Source organism: Streptomyces sp. NPDC047315 (genome assembly GCF_040643215.1).
Taxonomy (GTDB): Bacteria; Actinomycetota; Actinomycetes; order Streptomycetales; family Streptomycetaceae; genus Streptomyces.
In genome coordinates, this window is sequence record NZ_JBEYTZ010000020.1 from 54046 (window position 1) to 72444 (window position 18399).

General features: G+C 74.6%; 2 protein-coding genes. Both read right to left on the bottom strand.

What is annotated here, in order from left to right:
• Window positions 1-67: 67 nt before the first annotated feature.
• The gene (locus ABZ842_RS23040) at window positions 68-772 is read right to left on the bottom strand and encodes a type VII secretion system-associated protein (RefSeq protein WP_361539605.1); all 705 of its coding nucleotides are present in this window, start codon (window positions 770-772) and stop codon (window positions 68-70) included.
• A complete protein-coding gene (locus ABZ842_RS23045; RefSeq protein WP_361539608.1) occupies window positions 769-18399 on the bottom strand; it encodes a lonely Cys domain-containing protein in 17631 nt (5876 codons plus the stop codon). The genes ABZ842_RS23040 and ABZ842_RS23045 overlap by 4 nt, the downstream gene beginning before the upstream one ends.

Here is an 18399-nt window from a genome sequence, read left to right on the forward strand (position 1 = left end):
GGACCGGAGTGCGGGGCGGACCCCGGGGCGGCGGCGCACGCCGGCGCCCCGGGGGACCGCCGCCGGGTCAGGAGTCCCGCTCGACCTCGTCCTCGGCGTCGAGCAGTTCGGCCAGTGCGGTGCGCAGTTCGTCGGCGGTGAGCAACCGGGCCACCGGGGCGGAAGCGCTGAGGAACAACACCCCCCGGTCCTCGGGTAGTCGGTCGAGGAGGACCGGCACCGGCATCACGCGGTGCGGCGGCAGCCGGTCCGCGTCCGGCCCGGGCGCGGGGGAGAACACCGGCACGGCGGGCGTGCCGTCGGGCGCCTCGGTCACGGCCAGGGCGCCCGCGGCGTCCACGCAGACCGCGACCTCGCCATCGGCGAGCGCCAGGGCGAGCAGGTCCTCGGTTGCGTAGCCGGTGGCCACCAGACGGACCGCGGCGTCCGCCGGGTCGACCGGCGGGGCCCAGCCGTAGGCGTCGGGGGAGGGCCGGTAGCCGGGGTTCTCCTCCCACTCGACGATCTCGCCACGGGCGTCGCTGCGCCAACGGCCCGGCACGGCCCACTGCGGCGGTGACTCGCCGTCGTCGCCGTCCCAGTGCCGGTCGACCAGCGAAAGCCAGTGGCCGGGGGCGAGCCGGCCGGCGGAAACGTACTCCTCCGGCGGTTCGCGGAAGGCCGGGTGACCACGCGGAACGGGCCCGGCCACCGGCTGCCGCTGGTCGACCGGGGGCGCCGCGTCGTCGCCGGGCACGGACCCGGCGCCGGCGGCCGTCGGGGTGTCTTTCATGGATTCCTCGGCAGGGGGCGGGGTCGTTGGTCCAGTATCCGCTCCGGGCGCTCGAGTTCGGGCGGCCCGACGAACCAGCGGTCACCGTCGCGGAGCAGGAGCACGAACGGCGGCGCGGAATCCCCGGTCCTGCCCTCCTCGGGCACGTTGACGAAGACGACGGCGCCGTCGGCTCCGGCCTCCGCCACCGCCACGGTCACGTCGAGGGCGCGCGCTGTGGCGGTCAGCAGCAGGAGCAGCGGCAACTCGGCGCCGGGGCCGCCGAGGGCGGGGTCGGCCAGCAGCAGCCGCAGCCGTACGGCGGAGCTGACGGTGACGTCGCCGGCCGGGAGCAGGTTGCCGAGCAGGGTGCCTTGGGTGCGCTGGACGTCGGTGAGGACGTGGCCCGCGTCCTCCAACTGCGACAGCGACAGCGTCGCCGACGGGTCCAGCGACGGGACCTCGGCATCGGTGAGTTGACCTCCGTCGAGGGCGCCCGCGAGCCAGGCCCGGAAGGCGGCGCTCCGTTCGGGCTCCGCCGTCGGCAGCAGTTCGGCCAGCGTCGGGTGGTCGCCGACGGCGGCGAGCACGACGGCCTCGTTGGCGCGGCCGGGGCCTTGGGGCACGGGGAGCAGGGCGTACGGAACGCCGTCCAAGGCGGCGCCGCCGTCGTCAGTGCGCTGCACCGTCCCCGGGGCGGTCGGGCCGGCCGGCTCGTCCGGGCCGTCGGACGTCAGGGTGACGGACGTCTCGTCGTCGGACGCAGGGGCGTCGAACGCGAACAGGGCGACTTCGCGTTGCGTCGCGTCCGGCCGGCTGCGTTCGCCGGTGGTCCAGTTGCCCGGGCCCTTCGTCGTCGGGTCCAGCAGCAACAGGACCGTGCGCGGCGCGTCCTCAGCACCGGCCAGCATCATCGGCCCGGCGGCGGCGTGCGCCGGGCGACCGGTGCGCTCGGCGAACCGCTGCGCGAACCCGGCGGGCAGCGCGCCCGGACCGGTGGTGAAGAACACCGCGGGCACGCGCAGCGGCAGATCGCGCAGCATCGGGTCCATGCCCAGCAGGGCCATGAACTCGCCCTCGGTGAGCAACGCCTGCGTCCCGTCCGGCAGTTGCAGGCCGATCCGCCCGCTCTGGTCGACGTGGACCAGGTAGACGCGGGGGTAGGGCAGCCCGGGGCCGGACCAAGGGGCCGACGACGGCTGGACGGAGGTACCGGTCGATCCCGGCACGATCTGCCGCGGCGCCTGCCAGGCGACGCCGTACGGGACGGGGGTGCCGCTCCAGTTGACGCCGCCGGCGGGGGACTGCGGCCCGGTCGCCCACTGGGCCGCACGGCCGAACGCGCCGCCGTCCAGCAGACGATAGGCGGTCAGCACCTCCGGGTCGGCGATGTCCAGACCCTGCGCAGCGGCGCGGGCGGTCAGCGCCCAGACCTCCTGGCGCCGGTCGCGGTCCCACGGGACGTCGGGCGCAAGCCGCAGGATCCGCCGGCCCAGCGCCTCCCGCTCCTCCTTGGGCGGGGTGACGAACAGCCGTTCGGCGGCGCGCGCGCTGGCCCACAGGGTCGACGCCCACTGCTGCGGGGTGGGCGTCGCGCCGGGCCGCACCGTCTGGACGTAACGCAGCATGGCGTCACCCTGTTCGGCCAGCATCTCGAAGGTGGCGTCGATGACGCGGGAGGGGACCGCGGTGCTGAGCTCGGCGTTCGGGTCGGCGGCGAGGACGGCGCGGGCGTGGTCGAGCAGCGCCGTCCGCCCCGCCCGGTCGGTGGGGCTCCCGGAGTGCTGCTCGGCGTAGAAGTCCCACAGGTCCAGACGGAACGGGGTGGTCGCCTTGAGCCTCTCGTCGTTGGCGCGCAGCCGCTCCAGCGCGGTGATGCCCTGCCACAGCGCGGTGTCCTGGACGGGGTCCTTCGTGCCGCCGCCGTACTCCCGGCGCAGCGCCCGCACCAGGCGCAGGGTGGTGCGCCGGGTCTCCTCCGACACCGGTTCCGGGCCGGTGTGCAGACCGCCGGAGCGGGCCAGTTCGTCGAGTTCGAGGAAGATCGGCTCGGGGAGGAACAGCACGCGACGTCCGGGGACGCCGCTGGCCGAGGCCAGCAGGAGGCGTACTTCGTCGTTGAGGCCAGTCGGACGGGTGGCGGCGTCCACCTCCCGGCGGGTGACGTTGGCCAGGAGCTGCCCCAGCGGCACGTCGTCCAGCGGGTCGTCCAGGTGCGGCGCCTCCGCGTGCAGGAACGGATAGGACTGGTCCGGGTCGCCGTCCGTGGCGCTCCAGCAGACCTCCAGGTGGATGCGGCCACCGCGGGGCAGGTTGCGCACCTCGTGCAGTCCGCTGAGATAGCGGACCGCCTCCAACTTGCCGAGCCAGTAGGTGCGGCCGTCCTTCAGCGCCACGTGCAGGCGGCCGGGCTCGCCGTGGCCCGCGTAGACGAAGACGGCCGAAGGCGGCGGGCTGATCGGCTCCTCGCTGCCGTCTTGAACGCGGCCCGCGGCGGGCGTCAGATGGACCAGCTTGCGCAGGTGGCGGAAGCGGCGGAAGCGTTCCTCGTTGCGGCGGGCCTGCGGGGTGCGGCCCACGGAGGTGCGGCCGAGCTGCCGGTCCTGGTCGTCGGAGAACGGCCTGGCGTCGATCTCGCTCTCCCGCAGCCGAACGCCGTCGACGGAGGTGAACTCCCGGTCCTCTTCGGACGGTGCCGGCAGCGCGGGGTCGGCGGGCAGCCAGGAGCCGACGGTCGCGCCCGGGACGCGGTCGGCCAGCGCCGGCACGTACCGGTCGCCGTCGGGCACCATCCTGGTGTCGCCGCTGGTGCCCCACACCACCCGGCCCAGCCGATGCGCGACGGTCCGCAACAACCTCTGGTCGCCGTCGGCGCCGTAGGGCAGCACCAGCAGCACGGGCACGTCGGCCGGGAGCCCCGCCAGTTCGGGGTCGGCGGCCAGCAGATCGGCGAGGGCGTCGGGGCCGAGGACCCGGCCGTCGGGCAGCCACGCCTGTCCGGCGCCGCCGGGCGCGGCGACGACGTAGGCGTTCTCGGGCCAGGGCGCGGGGCGGGTGGAGACGTGGGACGGCTCGCCCGGGTGGATCCGTATGGTGCGGATCGAGGTGAGGTCCGGGTCCTTGACGGGCTTGCCGGTGAGGTTGCGGCCCCGAGCCTCGCCCGCGGCGTTCCTGATCACCGTCCCGGGCGCGAGCAACGGGTCCTTGGCGCCGGTGAAGTTGCCGGCGGGCGGTCGGGCCGCCAGGGCGAGCGGTATCGCCGGGGGCGCCGCCGTCGGGGCGGGTGCGGGCGGAGCGAAGAGGTCCACGGCCGGGTCGGACGGCCCGGTGCCCTGGTCCTCCTGGTCCTGACCCTGGTTCTCGTTGTGGTCCGGTGCGTCGGGCGGTGTCGACAGCCACGCGCTCGGGGCGTGGTGACGGGGGGCCGGCGACAGCCCGGACAGCTCCGGCAGCTCGACCCCGGCCCGCCCGGCCGCCGCGGCCAGCAGCACCGGCAGCCCGATCGGCGGCGCCGGCTCGGTCTGCCCGTCGCCGGTGAACTCGGCGGCGATCGACTGCCGTAGCTCCCGCCACGTCAGCGGACCGGTGACGCCCCGGTCCGCCCGGCCTTGCTCCAGGGCCTGGAAGCCGCGCAGCAGCGTGAACAGGACGCTGCGGTCGTCCTCCACGTGCGGTCCGTAGATCAGCCGCACCGCCCGCAGATGGCCCAGCACCTGCGGGGCACGGGCGGGGTCGCCCGTCACCTCGGCCGCGAGCCGGGCCAGTGCGGACGCGGTCGGCTCGGGCCGGAAGCCGGCCCAGTCGTCGCCCTCGGCGAGCTGGAAGCGGGTCGGCGCGTCCGCGTCGGGACCGACGAGCACCGGCTCGTAGCCGCCCGCCGTCGCCCACGCCCAACGGCCCAGGCCGTTGGCGACCGCCTGGCCGGGCAGCGGTTGGAGCAGCGGGTCGTACGGGGCGGGCCCGGCGAGGTCGGTGGAGGGGAAGAACACCGGGCGCTCGGACGGGAGGTCGGCGAGCTCGGGCGCGGCGGCACGCACCAGGTCGACGAGGCCGTTCGGGCCGAGGAGCACGGGTGCCTCGCGGTCGACGGCGGGCGCGAAGCCGGAGGCGTCGCCGCGCAGCCCCACCAGGAAGGGCTCGCTGAACGGCAGCGGCTCCGGGGCGCTTTCGACCGGAATCGGGCCGGGGCGCACCCGGGTGAAGCTGTCGGTGCCCGGCAGCAGCCCGTACGTCTGGCCGTGGGCCTCCTGCCGGTCCGTCTGCGGCCTGGACGAGAGGCCGATCAGACCGCCCTGCGCGTCCTGGTGCCGGAGCAGGGCGAAGGTCTCGAACGGGACCTCCGAGCCGTCGGCGGTGACGATCACCGGGGCGGGCCCGCCGGCGCGGTGGGCCTCGGTGACCGCGTCCACGGTGCTGGACGCGGTGCTCTGGCTTGGGGAGGGCGGAAGGGTCGGCGACGACGGGCCTTCGAGCACCTGGCCCGACGGGTCGACCACCACCGCCCGCGCCTCGGCGACGGCGGCCGAAGGCGGCTGCGAGGACAGCATCCGGCCCGCGGGCTGTGACAGGTCGAGCCACCCCACGCCCTCAGCGCCGAGGTGGTACGCGGCCCAGGTGCGCCCCGTCGCCCCGTCCGGACCGCGGGTGACGACGAACGCGACGGCACCGGGCCCGGCGGCGGTGACCGCTTCGGCCAACGACCGCCAGGACGGCACGCGGCGCCAGCCCGGGCCCGGGGCGATGCTGCCGTCGGAGCCGTCGTCCAGGGTGATCCCCGGGCGTGCCCCGACCGGGTACAGATCGGCGCCCAGCGCGTCGAGGAGCCGCAGGCAGTGCTCCAGGGACAAGTCCCCCGCGGTGTCCCGGGCGGTGACCCGTTGGGCGATGCGCAGCAGTGCGGCGCGGCCGTGGGGACGGGGGCGCGACGCGGCCCGCCGCGGCTCCGGATCGATGGTGACGCCGGCGAGCGGCGCCGGGCCGGGGCGGGACGAGCGGGCGGGAGCGCTGCGGGCGCCCGGCACGGCCGCAGGTGCGGCGGACAGCGAGCCGAGTAACGACCCCGAGGCGCCGGTGCCTTCCGCGCGGCGCAGCCCGTCCAGGGCACCGGTTGCCCGGGCCAGGGCGCGCAGGGCGTCGGTCTGCTGCGCGGCCCGGGCGGGCTGGTCGGCGCGCAGGTCACGCAGGGTCAGGTCCACGTCGTCCAGCCGGACGCGGTGGGTGTCGCGGGAGCGGGTGCGTTCGGCGACGGTCTGCGCGGCGGCCTCCTGCACGCGGACGGCCTCGGCCACCGCGGCTTCGCCCTCGCGCCGCAGGCGCTCCTGCTCGGCGCGGGCCACGTCCAGGGCGCGTACGGCCTCGGTACGGGCGGTGTGCGCGGCGGACACGGCGGCATCGCGGCCCCGGCCCCGGGCGGCCAAATCCTGCCAGGCGCGGTGGGTGACGCCGACGCGTGCGCGCAGTTCGGCGGTCGGGCCGGGGCCCTCAACCCCGGCGCTGCGCGCCTCGGCTTCTGCCTGCTGCCAGGCCGCCCTGGCCTGGTCGATCCGCTCCTGAGTCGGCATCGCCTCCGCGGTGCGCACGGCGGCCTCAGCCCGGGCGTGCGCTGCTTCCGCCTCGCGTACGGCCCGGGCGGTGGTCCGCAGCGCGGTGTCGGCGGCCAGGACCGCGTCGCGATGGGCCCCCTGCGCACCCTCGTGCGCGGTGCGGGCGGCGGCGAGTTCGGCCTCCGCGTCGCGCAGCGCGTCCGTGGCGGCCACCGACTGCGCGGCGTACTCCTGCACCAGGGCCGCGGACTGCTCCTGGGCGTCCACCGCGTCGTCATAGGCCGTGGCGGCCTCCTGCCAGGCACGCCAGGCGGCGCGGGTGCCCGCAGTGGCGTCGGTGGGTGTGCCGTCCGCCGCGAACGGCCAGAGCCGGGGACCGTCGGCCGTACGGACCGCGAACTCCACCGGGCGGCCCGCGAGCACGGCGGTGCGGGAGGCGGCGTACACGGCGTGCGCCAGCCGCCCGCCGTCGGCGTCGTCGCCGAGGCTGAGCCACAGCCGGGCGGACGGGTCCTCGGGGTCGAGCCCGGCGGCCAGCGCGGCCGGCAGGTCGGTGAGCGGGTGTCGGGCCCAGTCGCGCAGGTCGTCCGCGGCCTGCCCGGCGAGCAGCGCGGGCACGTCGTAGGCCCGGTCGACCGGGCGGGCGGGCAGCACGCCGAAGCCGATCAGGTCGTACTCCCACAGGTGGATGTCGGCGGTGCCGGTGACCCAGCGGGTCCCCTTCGGCCCGTGGACGGTGAAGACGGCGTCCACCGAAGTCGCGTGGGTGCGCGTGCCGATCCGGTCGACGGGGGCCGTGGAGCGGGCGGTGCGATGCCGGTTCAGCCGGTTGCCGGTGGCGCTGCCGCCGTAGCCGGAGGCGTGCGCCTGCTGGGCGACGAGCGGCACCACGAACGCGAGGAAGTACCGGTTGCCGGAGTCCAGGGCGTGGGTGCTCTGGTAGGTCAGAGCGGCGGATTCGGCCGCGGACCCGGTGGTCGTGCTGCCCGCGCCCTCGCGGCGGACCCGGTCCATCGCGATGTCGGCGCTGCCGGTGACGGGGCGCGGATCGTACAACGCCACGGAGAGGGTGGGCGGTTGCGCGGGGGAGGTCAGTGGCGCCCGGCCCGGAACGTGCGGGGTGAGACCGGCGGCGGTGCGGGGCGCGTCGATGCTCAGCTGCCCGGTCTGCACCAGTTCCCCGATCCGGGCGGCGTTGGCCTCGGCGGAGGCCACGGCGGACAGGCCCCAGGAGGCGGCGGTTTGCGGCGCGACCGCGAGCAGCGCCCGTACTAGTTCGTCGGAGCCGTCGAAGTGGAAGACCGGGGTGGGACCCGTGGGCGCCAGCCGGGGCGAGTCGAACGCCGGCGCCGGCGGGACGGGGCCGGCGGTCGGGCGGGGCACCAGGGGATCCGCGGTGTGCAGTGCGGGCGGCAGCGGGGCGCGCCCCGGGGTCGGCGGCACCGACTGCGCCCCGGCGAACCGGACCACGGCGGCTGCGGGCACGGAGACGCTGGTGCCGGGGCGGCCCGCCAGCAGCCGCCGCATCCAGGTGGTGACCCTTTCGGCCACCCCGCCTTCCAGGCCGGGCAAGGACAACAGCCCGGCCTGGAACACCCCGCCCGGCACGTTGGCGGGCCACTCGACGATCAGCTGGGACCGCACCGTGGCGGTGATCACGTAGTCCACGTCGAAGTCGCCGACGGTGTCGGTGCGGGTCCACAACCTGTCTTCACCGGTGAGGTCGTTGCGCACGGTGCCCACCCGTTGGCGGGTGAGGGTGACGACGGCGCCCTCGCGGTCGGTCTGCCCGTTGGCCGAGGGCCGTGGGTAGCGGGCGACGGGGGCCACCGTGGTCTGGTGGGTACGGGTGACGGTGTGGGTGGCGGACCGGTTTTGCGGGGCGTGGCTCTGGACCTGTTCCAGCCCGCCGGGCACGACGGGCCGGCCGCGCAGCTTCCGCAACCCCGGCGTCTGCTGCACGGGCTCCGCGACCAGCACGATCTCGACCAGGCGGGCACCGCCGTACCCGAAGTGCACGAACTGGGCAGCCGAACCGGCACTTCCACGGCCGGGCAGCGTCCGCAGCGCCGAGGGCTCGGTCAAGCGGGCGATCTCGGCGGCGACGCCGTCCCGGTACGAGGAGTGCCCGGGGCCGGTGATGCCGTACGCCTCGTGCTCCACCAGCTGCGACAGCTCGGTGCCCAGCCGGTCGCGCTGCTCCCTGCGGTGCCGCAGGTCGTCGAGTTGGGTGAGCGACAGCACGCTGCCGAAGGCGAGCGTGCGGGTGCGGGCGAAGACGTCCGGCGGTGGGAGGGTCGGCGCGGGCAGCGCCGGGAGCGTCACCTGGGGGAAGGCGTAGAACCGGGGGTACCGCAGGAGGACCGGCTCCGGCGCGAGGACGGCCATCCCGCTGGGGACGTCGACGGCGACCACGACCGGCGCCGACGCGCCGAGGCCCACGGTGTTCCCGAAGACGTTGCGCACGCCGCGGCGGACGGTGAGCAGCAGGGTGATGTCGGTGGCGATCAGGTGGTGGACGCCGGTGTGGATGTGGACCCGGGAGACCTTGGTGCTCGCGGTGTGCGCGTCGATTGCGTCGTTGCGGTGGCTGTAGGCATGGCGCAGGGTCGGGTTGAACTGGGCCACCGGCTTCGCCGGTTTGGCCGGCGCGTTCCGCAGGCCGGTGAAGGCACCCGTGAACTGGTGGACCTTCGCCACGCCGTGCTGGTCGACGGCCAGGACCGTGGACAGCTCGGACTGCTCGCTGTAGAAGACGGGGTTGCCCAGGTGCCGGGGGTGGTGCAGATAGCCCTCGATCCTCACCTGGAGGACGTCGTCGGCCGCCATCCCGGGCAGCGTGAGCGCGTCCAGGACGTAGTGTCCGGCGAAGATCTGATGGGCCCGGGTGGTCAGTTGGCCGGGCCGGATGCCGATGTGCTGGGTCTCGGTGGCGAGGGTGCCGGCGTCCTTGCGGTCGGCGCCGAGCGCGGCGACCGAGAGCCGCTTGTAGGCGGCGGAGCCCCAGTGGTGGGAGGTCTCGGTCACCCGGGACAGCGGGGGACCCAGCACTCCGGTGGCAAGGGCGGTGGCCCGGTTCACGGGGCCCAGCACTCCGGCGGGGACGGCCTGACGGGCCAGGTCACGGGTGCGGCGTGCGCCCTGGCCGAGCGTTTCGCCCGTGCTGGACAGGGCGGTGCCGGCGGACCGTACGGCGCGGGTCAGACGCCCGGGCGGGACGTGACCGGGATGGGTCCTGGCGAAGACCTGGGTGAGGGCGTCCATGATGGCGGCGGTGGCGCGCACGCTGTCCACCACCATGCCGTCGGCCAGCGGGACCACGTCGGGCAGCGGGCGCCCGGTCGCGTCGACGATGCCGAGCCGCCTGAAGTCGTCGTTGTCCGAACCGTCGGTGACCGGTCGGCGCACGACGTGCCCGGCGCTGGCCGCGGGCGCTTCGGTGGCGGGCCGGGTGAGGAAGTGCCGTACGAAGAGCGAGACGGTGCCGGGAACGCCGCGCGGGGCGGGCGGCCCGAGCGGCACCATGGCGATCGCTTCGCCGTCCCCGTCGAGTGCGGGCGGAGGCGAGTCGGCCCTGTCGTCGACCACGGCGGCCGTGCCGGTGACGTCGTCGGCGAGGCCGTCGGCGAACCGGATCAGGGGGGTGTCGCCGGAGCCCTCGTACAGGTCGAGCTCGAAGAGGGCGGGCACGTCGAAGGCGTCGCCGCCCTCCTGCGTCTCCAGCAGGAGGTGCTCCTCGCCCGTGACGTCGCCGACGGAGACCGCGTTGGAGTCCTGCACGCTGCCGGTCCACTCGGGACCGAAGGTCACCGTGCCCTTCCCGTCGACGACGGGGATGCTGACGTTGAAGCCGAAGCCGAGGGAGCCGGTCAGCGCGGTGCCGCGCTGCCGCTTGCCGCCGGCCTCGAAGCCGCTGAAGCCGAGCGGGTGGGCGTCCGGCAGTCGGCGGGTGTGCTCGGTGGGGCGACGGGTGTCCCGTCGCGTGGAGAGCCGCAGTTGCACCCGGCGGGTGGGCCCGACGGCGGCCGGCTGCTCGAAGAAGAGGGGGTGCCCGCCGTCGACCGCGTTCTGCATCGCCATGGCGCGGCCGAGTCGGGTGCGCAGATCCCCGAGCCTGCGCAGATTGGCCAACTGGGCGCGGCGCAGCCGCTCGTTCCGCGAGGCCGACTGGCGGACGCCGCTGGGCCGCTGCACGGGCGGCAGGAAGCCCTCGGTGCGCAGCCACCTCTCGGCGTCGTCCAGCATGGCGTCGAGGCCGGGGCTGTCGACGCGGAACGGCAGGTCCGCGTAGCCGATGCTCGCCAGGTGCTCCAGGCGGTCGATCAGGGTCCGCACCTCGGAGCCCTGCGGGCGGTGCCCCGTCAGGGCGCCGCGGGGAGGCACCAGCAGATGCAGCCCGTTCGGCCAGGGGCCGAAGGTGGCGCGTTCCCGTCCGCCGTCCGCCAGGTGCAGAACGAGTTCGTAGGTGACGGTCGCCGGGGTGAGCAGTTGGCCGCCGGTGGTGAAGCCGCCGTGCTGCTGGGTCGAGGTCGCGGTGCCGATGAGGCTCTCGTCGACCTTCCAGGCGCCGCCGCCGCGGAACTGCGGGCCGATGCCGACGCCGGTGCCGGCGGTGCGCTCGTTGGAGTCGTCATCGGTGAAGGTGGGGCCGCCCACGACGTCCAGCCCGAGCCCGCTGGTGACGTGGGCCGACTGCTCCACGCTGGTGCCGCGGGCCAGGTAGTTCTCCAGGGCGAGCTTGTTGTCGGGGCTGCGCAGCAGGGGCCGTTGCGGGTCGACGTGCGCGATGAGTTGGAGGACGCCGACCGTGTTCTCGCCGGCGTCGCCGAGGACCGGGGAGTAGACGTTGCCCTCGGTCTGCTGGAGTGCGCTGCCGCGCAGGTTCCGTTCCGAGAGGAAGTCCTCCAGGGCTTGGAGGGAGCCGGGGCCGAGCGTGCGCAGCGAGGGGAGGTCCCGATGGGCGAGCGCTTCGACGTGCAGGCGGCGCGGCTCGCCCACGCTCTCCGCGCCCCACAGCGGCAGGTCGTCCAGCGGGCCCGGCGCGGGCAGGCCGGCCGGGTCGCTGTCGTCGCCGACGGCGCGGTGCTCGGGGAACCAGCCGGTGAGCGTCCCGTGCGAGCGGGGGCGCTGCCAGCGGCCGGAGCCGTCGTTCGGTGCGTCCACCCGCACCTGCCACAGCCCGTCGAGGTCGAGCGGGCGCGCCGGTTCCTTCGCGTTGTGCTTCGTGGTGACGTGGAAGGTCTCGCCGACGATGATGCTCTGCGTGAGCTGGTTGTGGGTGAGGCTGGGGGTGACGGTGACGTCGCCCGAGCGCACCGGACCGGCGGCGATCGACCGGGTCATCGACCAGGGCAGCGAAATCGTCCGGTAGGTACCGGAGCTCTCGACCGCGGTGAACCCCTGGGCGCCTTCCCCACGCCGCTCCACCTGGGTGTCCGGCGGGATCTGGTCCCCGGAGCCGTAATAGCGCGGTGAGTGGCGGACGTCGCGATGGGCGAGCCGGACGTCGACCGTGCGCGTCCGACCCCCGTGCCGCACCGTGATCCGGTGGCCCAGGCTGCCGCGCAGCTCGGGACGGTGCCTCTCGACGGCCTCGGCGGACAACTGGTCGGCGAGTTGGGCGCGCACCTCCTCGGCGTCCGGCGTCCCGTCGCGCACGCCGAGGGCGTCGGCGATCTGCCGGTACAGGCCGTCGAGGACGGTCTGCGGCGTCGGCTCGAAGAGGACGAGCCCGACGTGGCCGTCGTGCCGGGCGCCGTAGGTGCGGGCGTAGGCGGACAGTTCGGGGAGTTCGGTCGGCGCCGGGGCACCGGAGGTGCCGCGCCGGGCGGGGGACGGCGGAGCGGCCTGGGGGCGGCTGCCGGTGGCGGTGCGCCACAGGGCGCGCGCCTTCTCGTACCTCTTCTTGCCGCCCGCGGCCGGCGCCGGAACGTCCGGATGGGGCTGCGGGCGGTGGCTGCCGGTGGCGGCGTGCCACAGGGCGCGCACCCCGTCGTACTTCTTCTTGTGCTTGCCGTCGGTGGGGGAGGGCGTCGCAGTGCCCGGGTGCTCCTGCGGGGAGTGGCTTTCGTCGGGCTCGCCCCACAGGGTGCGGGCGTGGGCCAGCGACTCCTTCTCGGTTCGGGTGGCGTGGACCGGGTTGACCTGGGAGGGGCGCCCCGAACCGGGGCCGTACAGCCGGTGCAACAGGGGATAGAGCTCCGGCTGGTTCTCCTTCACCCACTGCGGGCCGCCGTTGTTGCGCGGCAGGCCGGTGTACAGGTCGGTGCCGCCGTTGGCCCACAGGTACACGTTGGTGAGCTGGGCGAAGAACTCGAACTCGTTGAGACTGCTGTAGTTGGGCCTGCTGCGTTCGCCCTCCTCGTCGTACGAGTACAGCGCGCCGTCGGGCCAGGCTCCGTCCTCGCCCAACTGGTCCGTGGCGTTGAAGGCGTCGAGGATCAGCTGACGGTCGGCGGCGTCCAGGCCGTGCTGGTGAACGGTGTGCGCGACCTCGTGGAGCGTGGTGGAGTAGCCGTCGTCGTAGGGTTCCTCGTCGCCGACCGAGGTGTCCTCTCCCAGCAGGTTCTCCTCGGTGACCGCGGCGCTGTGCAGACCCGCGCCCCGCACGTCGTCCCAGAGCCGGCCGTCGTCCGTCCGCTGGCCCTTCAGGTGCTTGAAGGCGTCCAGCGACGTCATGGACTCGTCCCGGGGCACCACCACGACCCGTGATCCGCCCTTGACCAGCCGGGCCGTCACCTCGGGGTCGTGCAGCAGCCGGGCGACCTCGGTCCGCGCGGTCTCGCGGGCGGAGACCGGCTGTTGGGAGCCGGGCGGCACCTGGACCATCAGATGGGCCGCGACCGAGGCGAAGTCGGCGGGCGTGAGCACGTCCCGCAGCGCGTTCACCAGGGCGGGCCCGCCGGCCAGCCGCTCGCGCAGGTCCGGCGTCAGGTCGTCGACGGCGTGGGTGATCTCGGCCGTGGACATCCCCGGCAGCCGGGCGGCGAGCGTGCGCACCGGGTCGGCCATGACGTCCGGCCTGGTGCGCAGTTCGGTGGCGAGCGCGACCAGTTCGGCGCGCAGCCGCGGCAGATCGGCCTCGTCGACCCCGAGCTCCGTCCAGACCTGCTCGTGATCGGCCAGCGCGTCGGGGTCCAGGGCCGCGTCGAGCACTTCGCTGAGCTGTACGGAGAAGGCGGGGGCGGCGCCGGGGAGCGCGGTGGCGCGGTAGGCGTCCTCGCCGGCCCGGATGAGCGCTGCGGCGCGGGGGCCGTCGGCGGGGGTGTGGCCGAGCGCCCACAACAGGTCCAGGAGGTCCCGCCCGCGCAGGTCCCGGTCGGACCCGGTGGCCAGCGCGAGGGCGGAGTCGACGACGGACTCGGCCGGTGCGGGCAGGGTGAACCCGTCGGCCGTGACGGTGCGGGCGGGCGGGCTGCCGGCGGCGATCCGGACCGTGACGCCGTCCACCGAGACATTGAGGGTCCCGCCGCCGTCCGGGCCGGGCAGGGCGTGGATCCGTGCGTCGGGCAGTTCCCGCTCCAGCGCCCGACGGATGTCGTCGACCGAGGGCAGGTCGGCCGAGTCGAGCCGGAAGTCCACGGCGTCCAGCGGGCGGGGGTTGTCGAACTGCACCACGGCGCGCGCGGCACCGGCCAGCACCGCCGGACGGCCGAGGTCGTGCAGCGCCCGGGCGACGTGCTGTCCGACCTCCAGCACGGGGTCGGGGTGGGGCTCGACGAACGGGTCCGCCGACTGCGTCGGCACCGCGAGCGGAGGGTACAGCCCGGGGCGCGCGGCCGGGGTACGGGTGTGGCGATCGTCTTCGGGCGGCGGGCGGTCGGCGTCGAGGTCCGGGGTGCGGTCCGGGTCGCTGACGCTGCCGTCGCCCAACAGGGCACGGGCCTGGGCCAGCCCTTCGTTCAGGGCCTGGGTGGCGTCGACCGGGTTGAGCTTCAAGGACCGTTCGGGACCGGGGCCGTACAACCGCTTCAGCAGCGGGTACAGCGTGGGGTGCTTCGCCTTCACCCACTCCGGACCGCCGTTGTTGCGGGGCGCCCTGGTGACGGGGTCGTCGCCCGTGTTGGCCCGGAAGTAGACGTTGGTGAGCTGGGCGAAGAACTCGAACTGGTTCAAGCTGCTGTAGTTGGGCCCCAGCCGCTTGCCCGTCGCCTTGTCGTACGCGTACAGCACGCCGTCGGGCCAGGCGCCCTTCTCGCCCGCCTTCTTCGTGGCGTCGAACACCCGGTTGATCCGTCCGAGGTCGGTGTAGTCCAGGCCGACCCGGTGGACGATGTGGGACACCTCGTGGAGCGTGGCCGAGTAGCCGTCAGGCAGGCTCTGCACGGTGCCGATCGAGGTGAGCTCGCCGAGGAGGTTCTCCTCGCTGATGGCCGCGTGGAGGGTGGCGAGGCCGCGCATCGTGTGGAAGCACCGACCGTCGGTGCTGACCTGGCCCTTCAGGTCGTGGAAGGCCTCCAGGGAGGTGACGGCCTGGTCCCGGGGCACCACCACGGTGCGCGAGCCGAGCTTCACCAGCCGGGCCGTCACCTCGGGATCCTGCAGCAGTCGACTGACCTGCTTGCGCGCGCTCTCGCGGGCGGAGACGGGCTGGTGGACTCCCGCCGGCACCTGGATGATCAGGTCGGCCGCGACCGAGGCGAAGTCGGCGGGGGCGAGCGCGTCCCGTAGCGCGTTCACCAGGGCGGGATCGCCGGCCAGCCGTTCGCGCCGGTCCGGCGTGAGCCCGGCGAGCGTGCGGGTGATCTCGTCGTGGGACATGCCGGGCAGTCGGGCGGCGAGCCCGCGGACCGGATCGGCGACGACCTCGGGCAGAACGCGCAGTTCGTCGGCGAGCGCGACCAACTCGTGCGTCAGCCGCTGTTCGTCGTCCTCGGACGCTTCCCTGTCGGCCCAGAGTCCCTCGTGCTGGTGCAGGGTGTCGGGGTTCAGGGCGGCGTCGAGCACTTCGCTGAGCTGGACGGAGAGGACGGGGGCGGCCCCGGGGGGCGCGGCGGCGCGGTAGGCGTCCTCCCTGAGGCGGAGGAGGGCTGCGGCGCGGGGGCCGTCGGCGGGGGTGCGGCTGAGCGCCCACAACAGGTTGAAGAGGGCTTCTTCACGCGCTGCCCGGTCCGCGGCGGTGGCCAGGGCGAGAGCGACGTCGGCGAGGGAGTCCTCGGGTGAGGACAGGCTGAAGCCGGGGGCCGTGGTGTAGCTGGCGGCCGGAGTGCCGACGGCGATCCGGATCTCGACGTCGTTCACCATCAGGACGGCGGTCCCTGCGCGGTCCTGGTCGGGCACGGTGATGACCGCCGGTCCGGACAGCGGCGCCAGTTGCGCTTGGATCTCCTCGGCCGTGGGCAGCGCGGTCCCGAGCAGTTCGAAGTCCACGTGCAGCAGCGGGCGGGGGTTGGCGAACTGCACCCGGCTGCGCGCGTCGCCGGCCAGCACCACCGGATACCCGAGGCCGTACAGCAGCCGGCCGACGCCGGATGCGACCTCCAGCATGTAGTCGGGAGGGTGCCGGTGGATCAGGCCCTGCGGCTGCCGCTGCGACCGGGGCTGGGCGGTACGCGGGGCGGTCGCGGCGACGGAGGGGTGCTCGTCATCGGACTCGACGTCGCTGTCGTCGTCCGATGACGTCTCTTCGCTGTTGGAATCGGCCTCGGACGGCAGCCCCAGGGCGGTGACGAGCGGACGCGGAACGTCCAGGCCCGTCGTCACCGGACGGACGGGCGGCTCGGAGTCGGTCGAGAGCGGCTGAACCGGACCGAGACCGGGGCCCTCGGACTCCAAGGACGGACGGACGACGGCAGGCACGGTGGCGGCGTCGGCCCGGGTGACGTCGGTCTGCGCATCATCGGTCAGCGTGGTGTCGGTGCGCACGACGTCGGTGACGGACTCCGCGGTCCGCAGCGCCTCCGGAGTGACCAGCGGACCGGTCGCCGGGTCGGCGGTGGGGGTGAGGCCCGCCCTGGTCAGCAGTTGGCGCAGGACGGTGACGGCGTTGTCGGCCCGACGGCGATCGCGATCGGCGGGTGCGAGCGCGGGGTCGTCGCCGTACAGCCGGATGTGCTGCCCGTCGGAGGGCGCGGGCTGCGCCGTCGCGGAGAACTCGACGGCTTCGGCGGCGCCCGGATCGATCACCACGGAGAGGTCGACGTGGAGTTGGTCGCCGGAGTTCGGCAGCAGCAGCCCCTGGTTGACCTCGGTGTCGAGCAGGACGCGCACCCGCTCCCGTAGGTCGTCGAGGTCGACTCCGTCGAGCCCGGGGCCCGGGCGGACGGGGACGTCCAGGGTGAGGGAGCGCACCCAACGGCCGTCGTCGGCCTGGACGCGTCGCACTTCGGTGTCGACGGTGTTGGACTCGCCGCTCCGTACCGGCGCGTCGGCCCCTTCCGTTCCGCCTGTCCTGTCCGTCGCGTCCGTCCCGTCGTCTTCCGGCGCGACCGGCACTTCGGTACGTACGACGGTGACCGGCGCTGCGTCCATGCGGGGCCGCCACTGCTCGGACCGGATCGGATCGGGGGTCTGCGACGGGACGCCGGGGGGCGCGGTGACCGCAGGCGTGACGTCGTCCTGCGCGGGGCTCTCCTGAGAGGAGTCCTCCGGCGTCCGCGACGACGACGGCGACGGCGACGGCGGCGAAGGTGTGAAGGAGGACGGCGGGTTGGCGGTGCGGTCGACCCCGGAAGGGGAGACCGGGGCCGTGACGGGCGTCGTGGTGGTGCCGGGGACGGGGGTGGCCGGTGACGGTGAGGGGGAGGAGGTGTCGAGGAGCGGCGGGGGGAGCGGGCCGGGGGAGTTGATGACGAGCGGCGTGTCACGGACGCCGTTCCCGCCGGTGGCGACGTGCGGGGACGTGCTGCCGGGCAGCGGGTCGACCCCGCCGGTCGGCAGGTCGTACGGCGGGACGTTGAGCGGCGTCGGGGGGTTGGAGACCAGCGTCGGGTCGACCACCGGCGGCCCCTCGGTGTGCACGTTCACGTACGGCGGCGGGGGCGGCGGCAAGGAGCGGTTCGGGGCGAGGGGCGACGCGGGACCGTCGGACGACGTGGTGGTGACGGCGTTCGGTCCGGGTGGCGAAGTCCTCGGGGGGTCGACGACGACGTTGCCGCCCCCGCCACCGAGGACGGTGTTCGGGCCGGGCGGCGGGTTGTACGTGGCGAACACGTTCCGGCCGTCGAAGAACTTCTTGTTGAGGTCCTTGGTGATGTGGTCCAGGGCGCCGCTGAGGATCATCTCGGTGACGGCGCTGACGCTGCCGCCCGCCATCGACAGGAGGTCGAACTTCCAACGCCCGTCGAAGATCCCGTTGACGAGGAACTCGGCGAAGCCTTCGCTCGGGCCCTCGCTCGCCGCGTTGCGGAAGACGTTCCCGCCGAAGACGGCCCATTTGTTGTCGCCGAAGTTCTTGAACTGGTTCTTGAAGATGTCACCGATGTACTTGGAGATGACGTCGCCGAAGAACCCGGCGAAGCCGCCCACCACGAACGCCTTGAGGATGTCGCGGCCGTCGATGCCGTCGGGGCGGCGCTTGCCGTCGTTGAGGGCGATCATCGCCAGCCGCACCGCGAGGGCGGTCAGCGCCTCCTGCACCGCCTCGCTCAACGCGGACAGCAGATGGGTCTGGTTGAGCAGGCGCTGCATGATGGTGAGGACGGCCACCGTGGTCCGCGCCTTGGCGGTGGCGGTCTGGGTGAACGACAGACCGCCGGTGAAGACCGAGAGCGCCGCGATGATCGCCAGTTCGGCCAGCAGGATCAGGGCCTCGGCGATGATCTCGTACTTGGACTCCATGATCTTCTGGGACTGCTTGACCCGGTTGCCGGAGACCTTGCGGATCTCTTGCGCCAGATCGCCGAGGACGTCCGAGCCGCCCATGCCCGTCAGGGGGGCCAGCGCCTCCTTGAAGCTCGCCGCCACCTGCGGGGGTAGCGCCCCGTCGACCTTGCCCAACAGGTCGATGAGCTCACCGCGCAGCGTGAGGACCTGCCCCGCCTTGTCGTCGTACGGGGTGGCACTGGAGAACGCCATGTCCGACGACGCCTGCAACGGCAACTCGCCGAGCAGGACGAAGAGGATCCAGCGGGCCTCTTCCGGGAACTCGATGCTGTCGGGGATCAA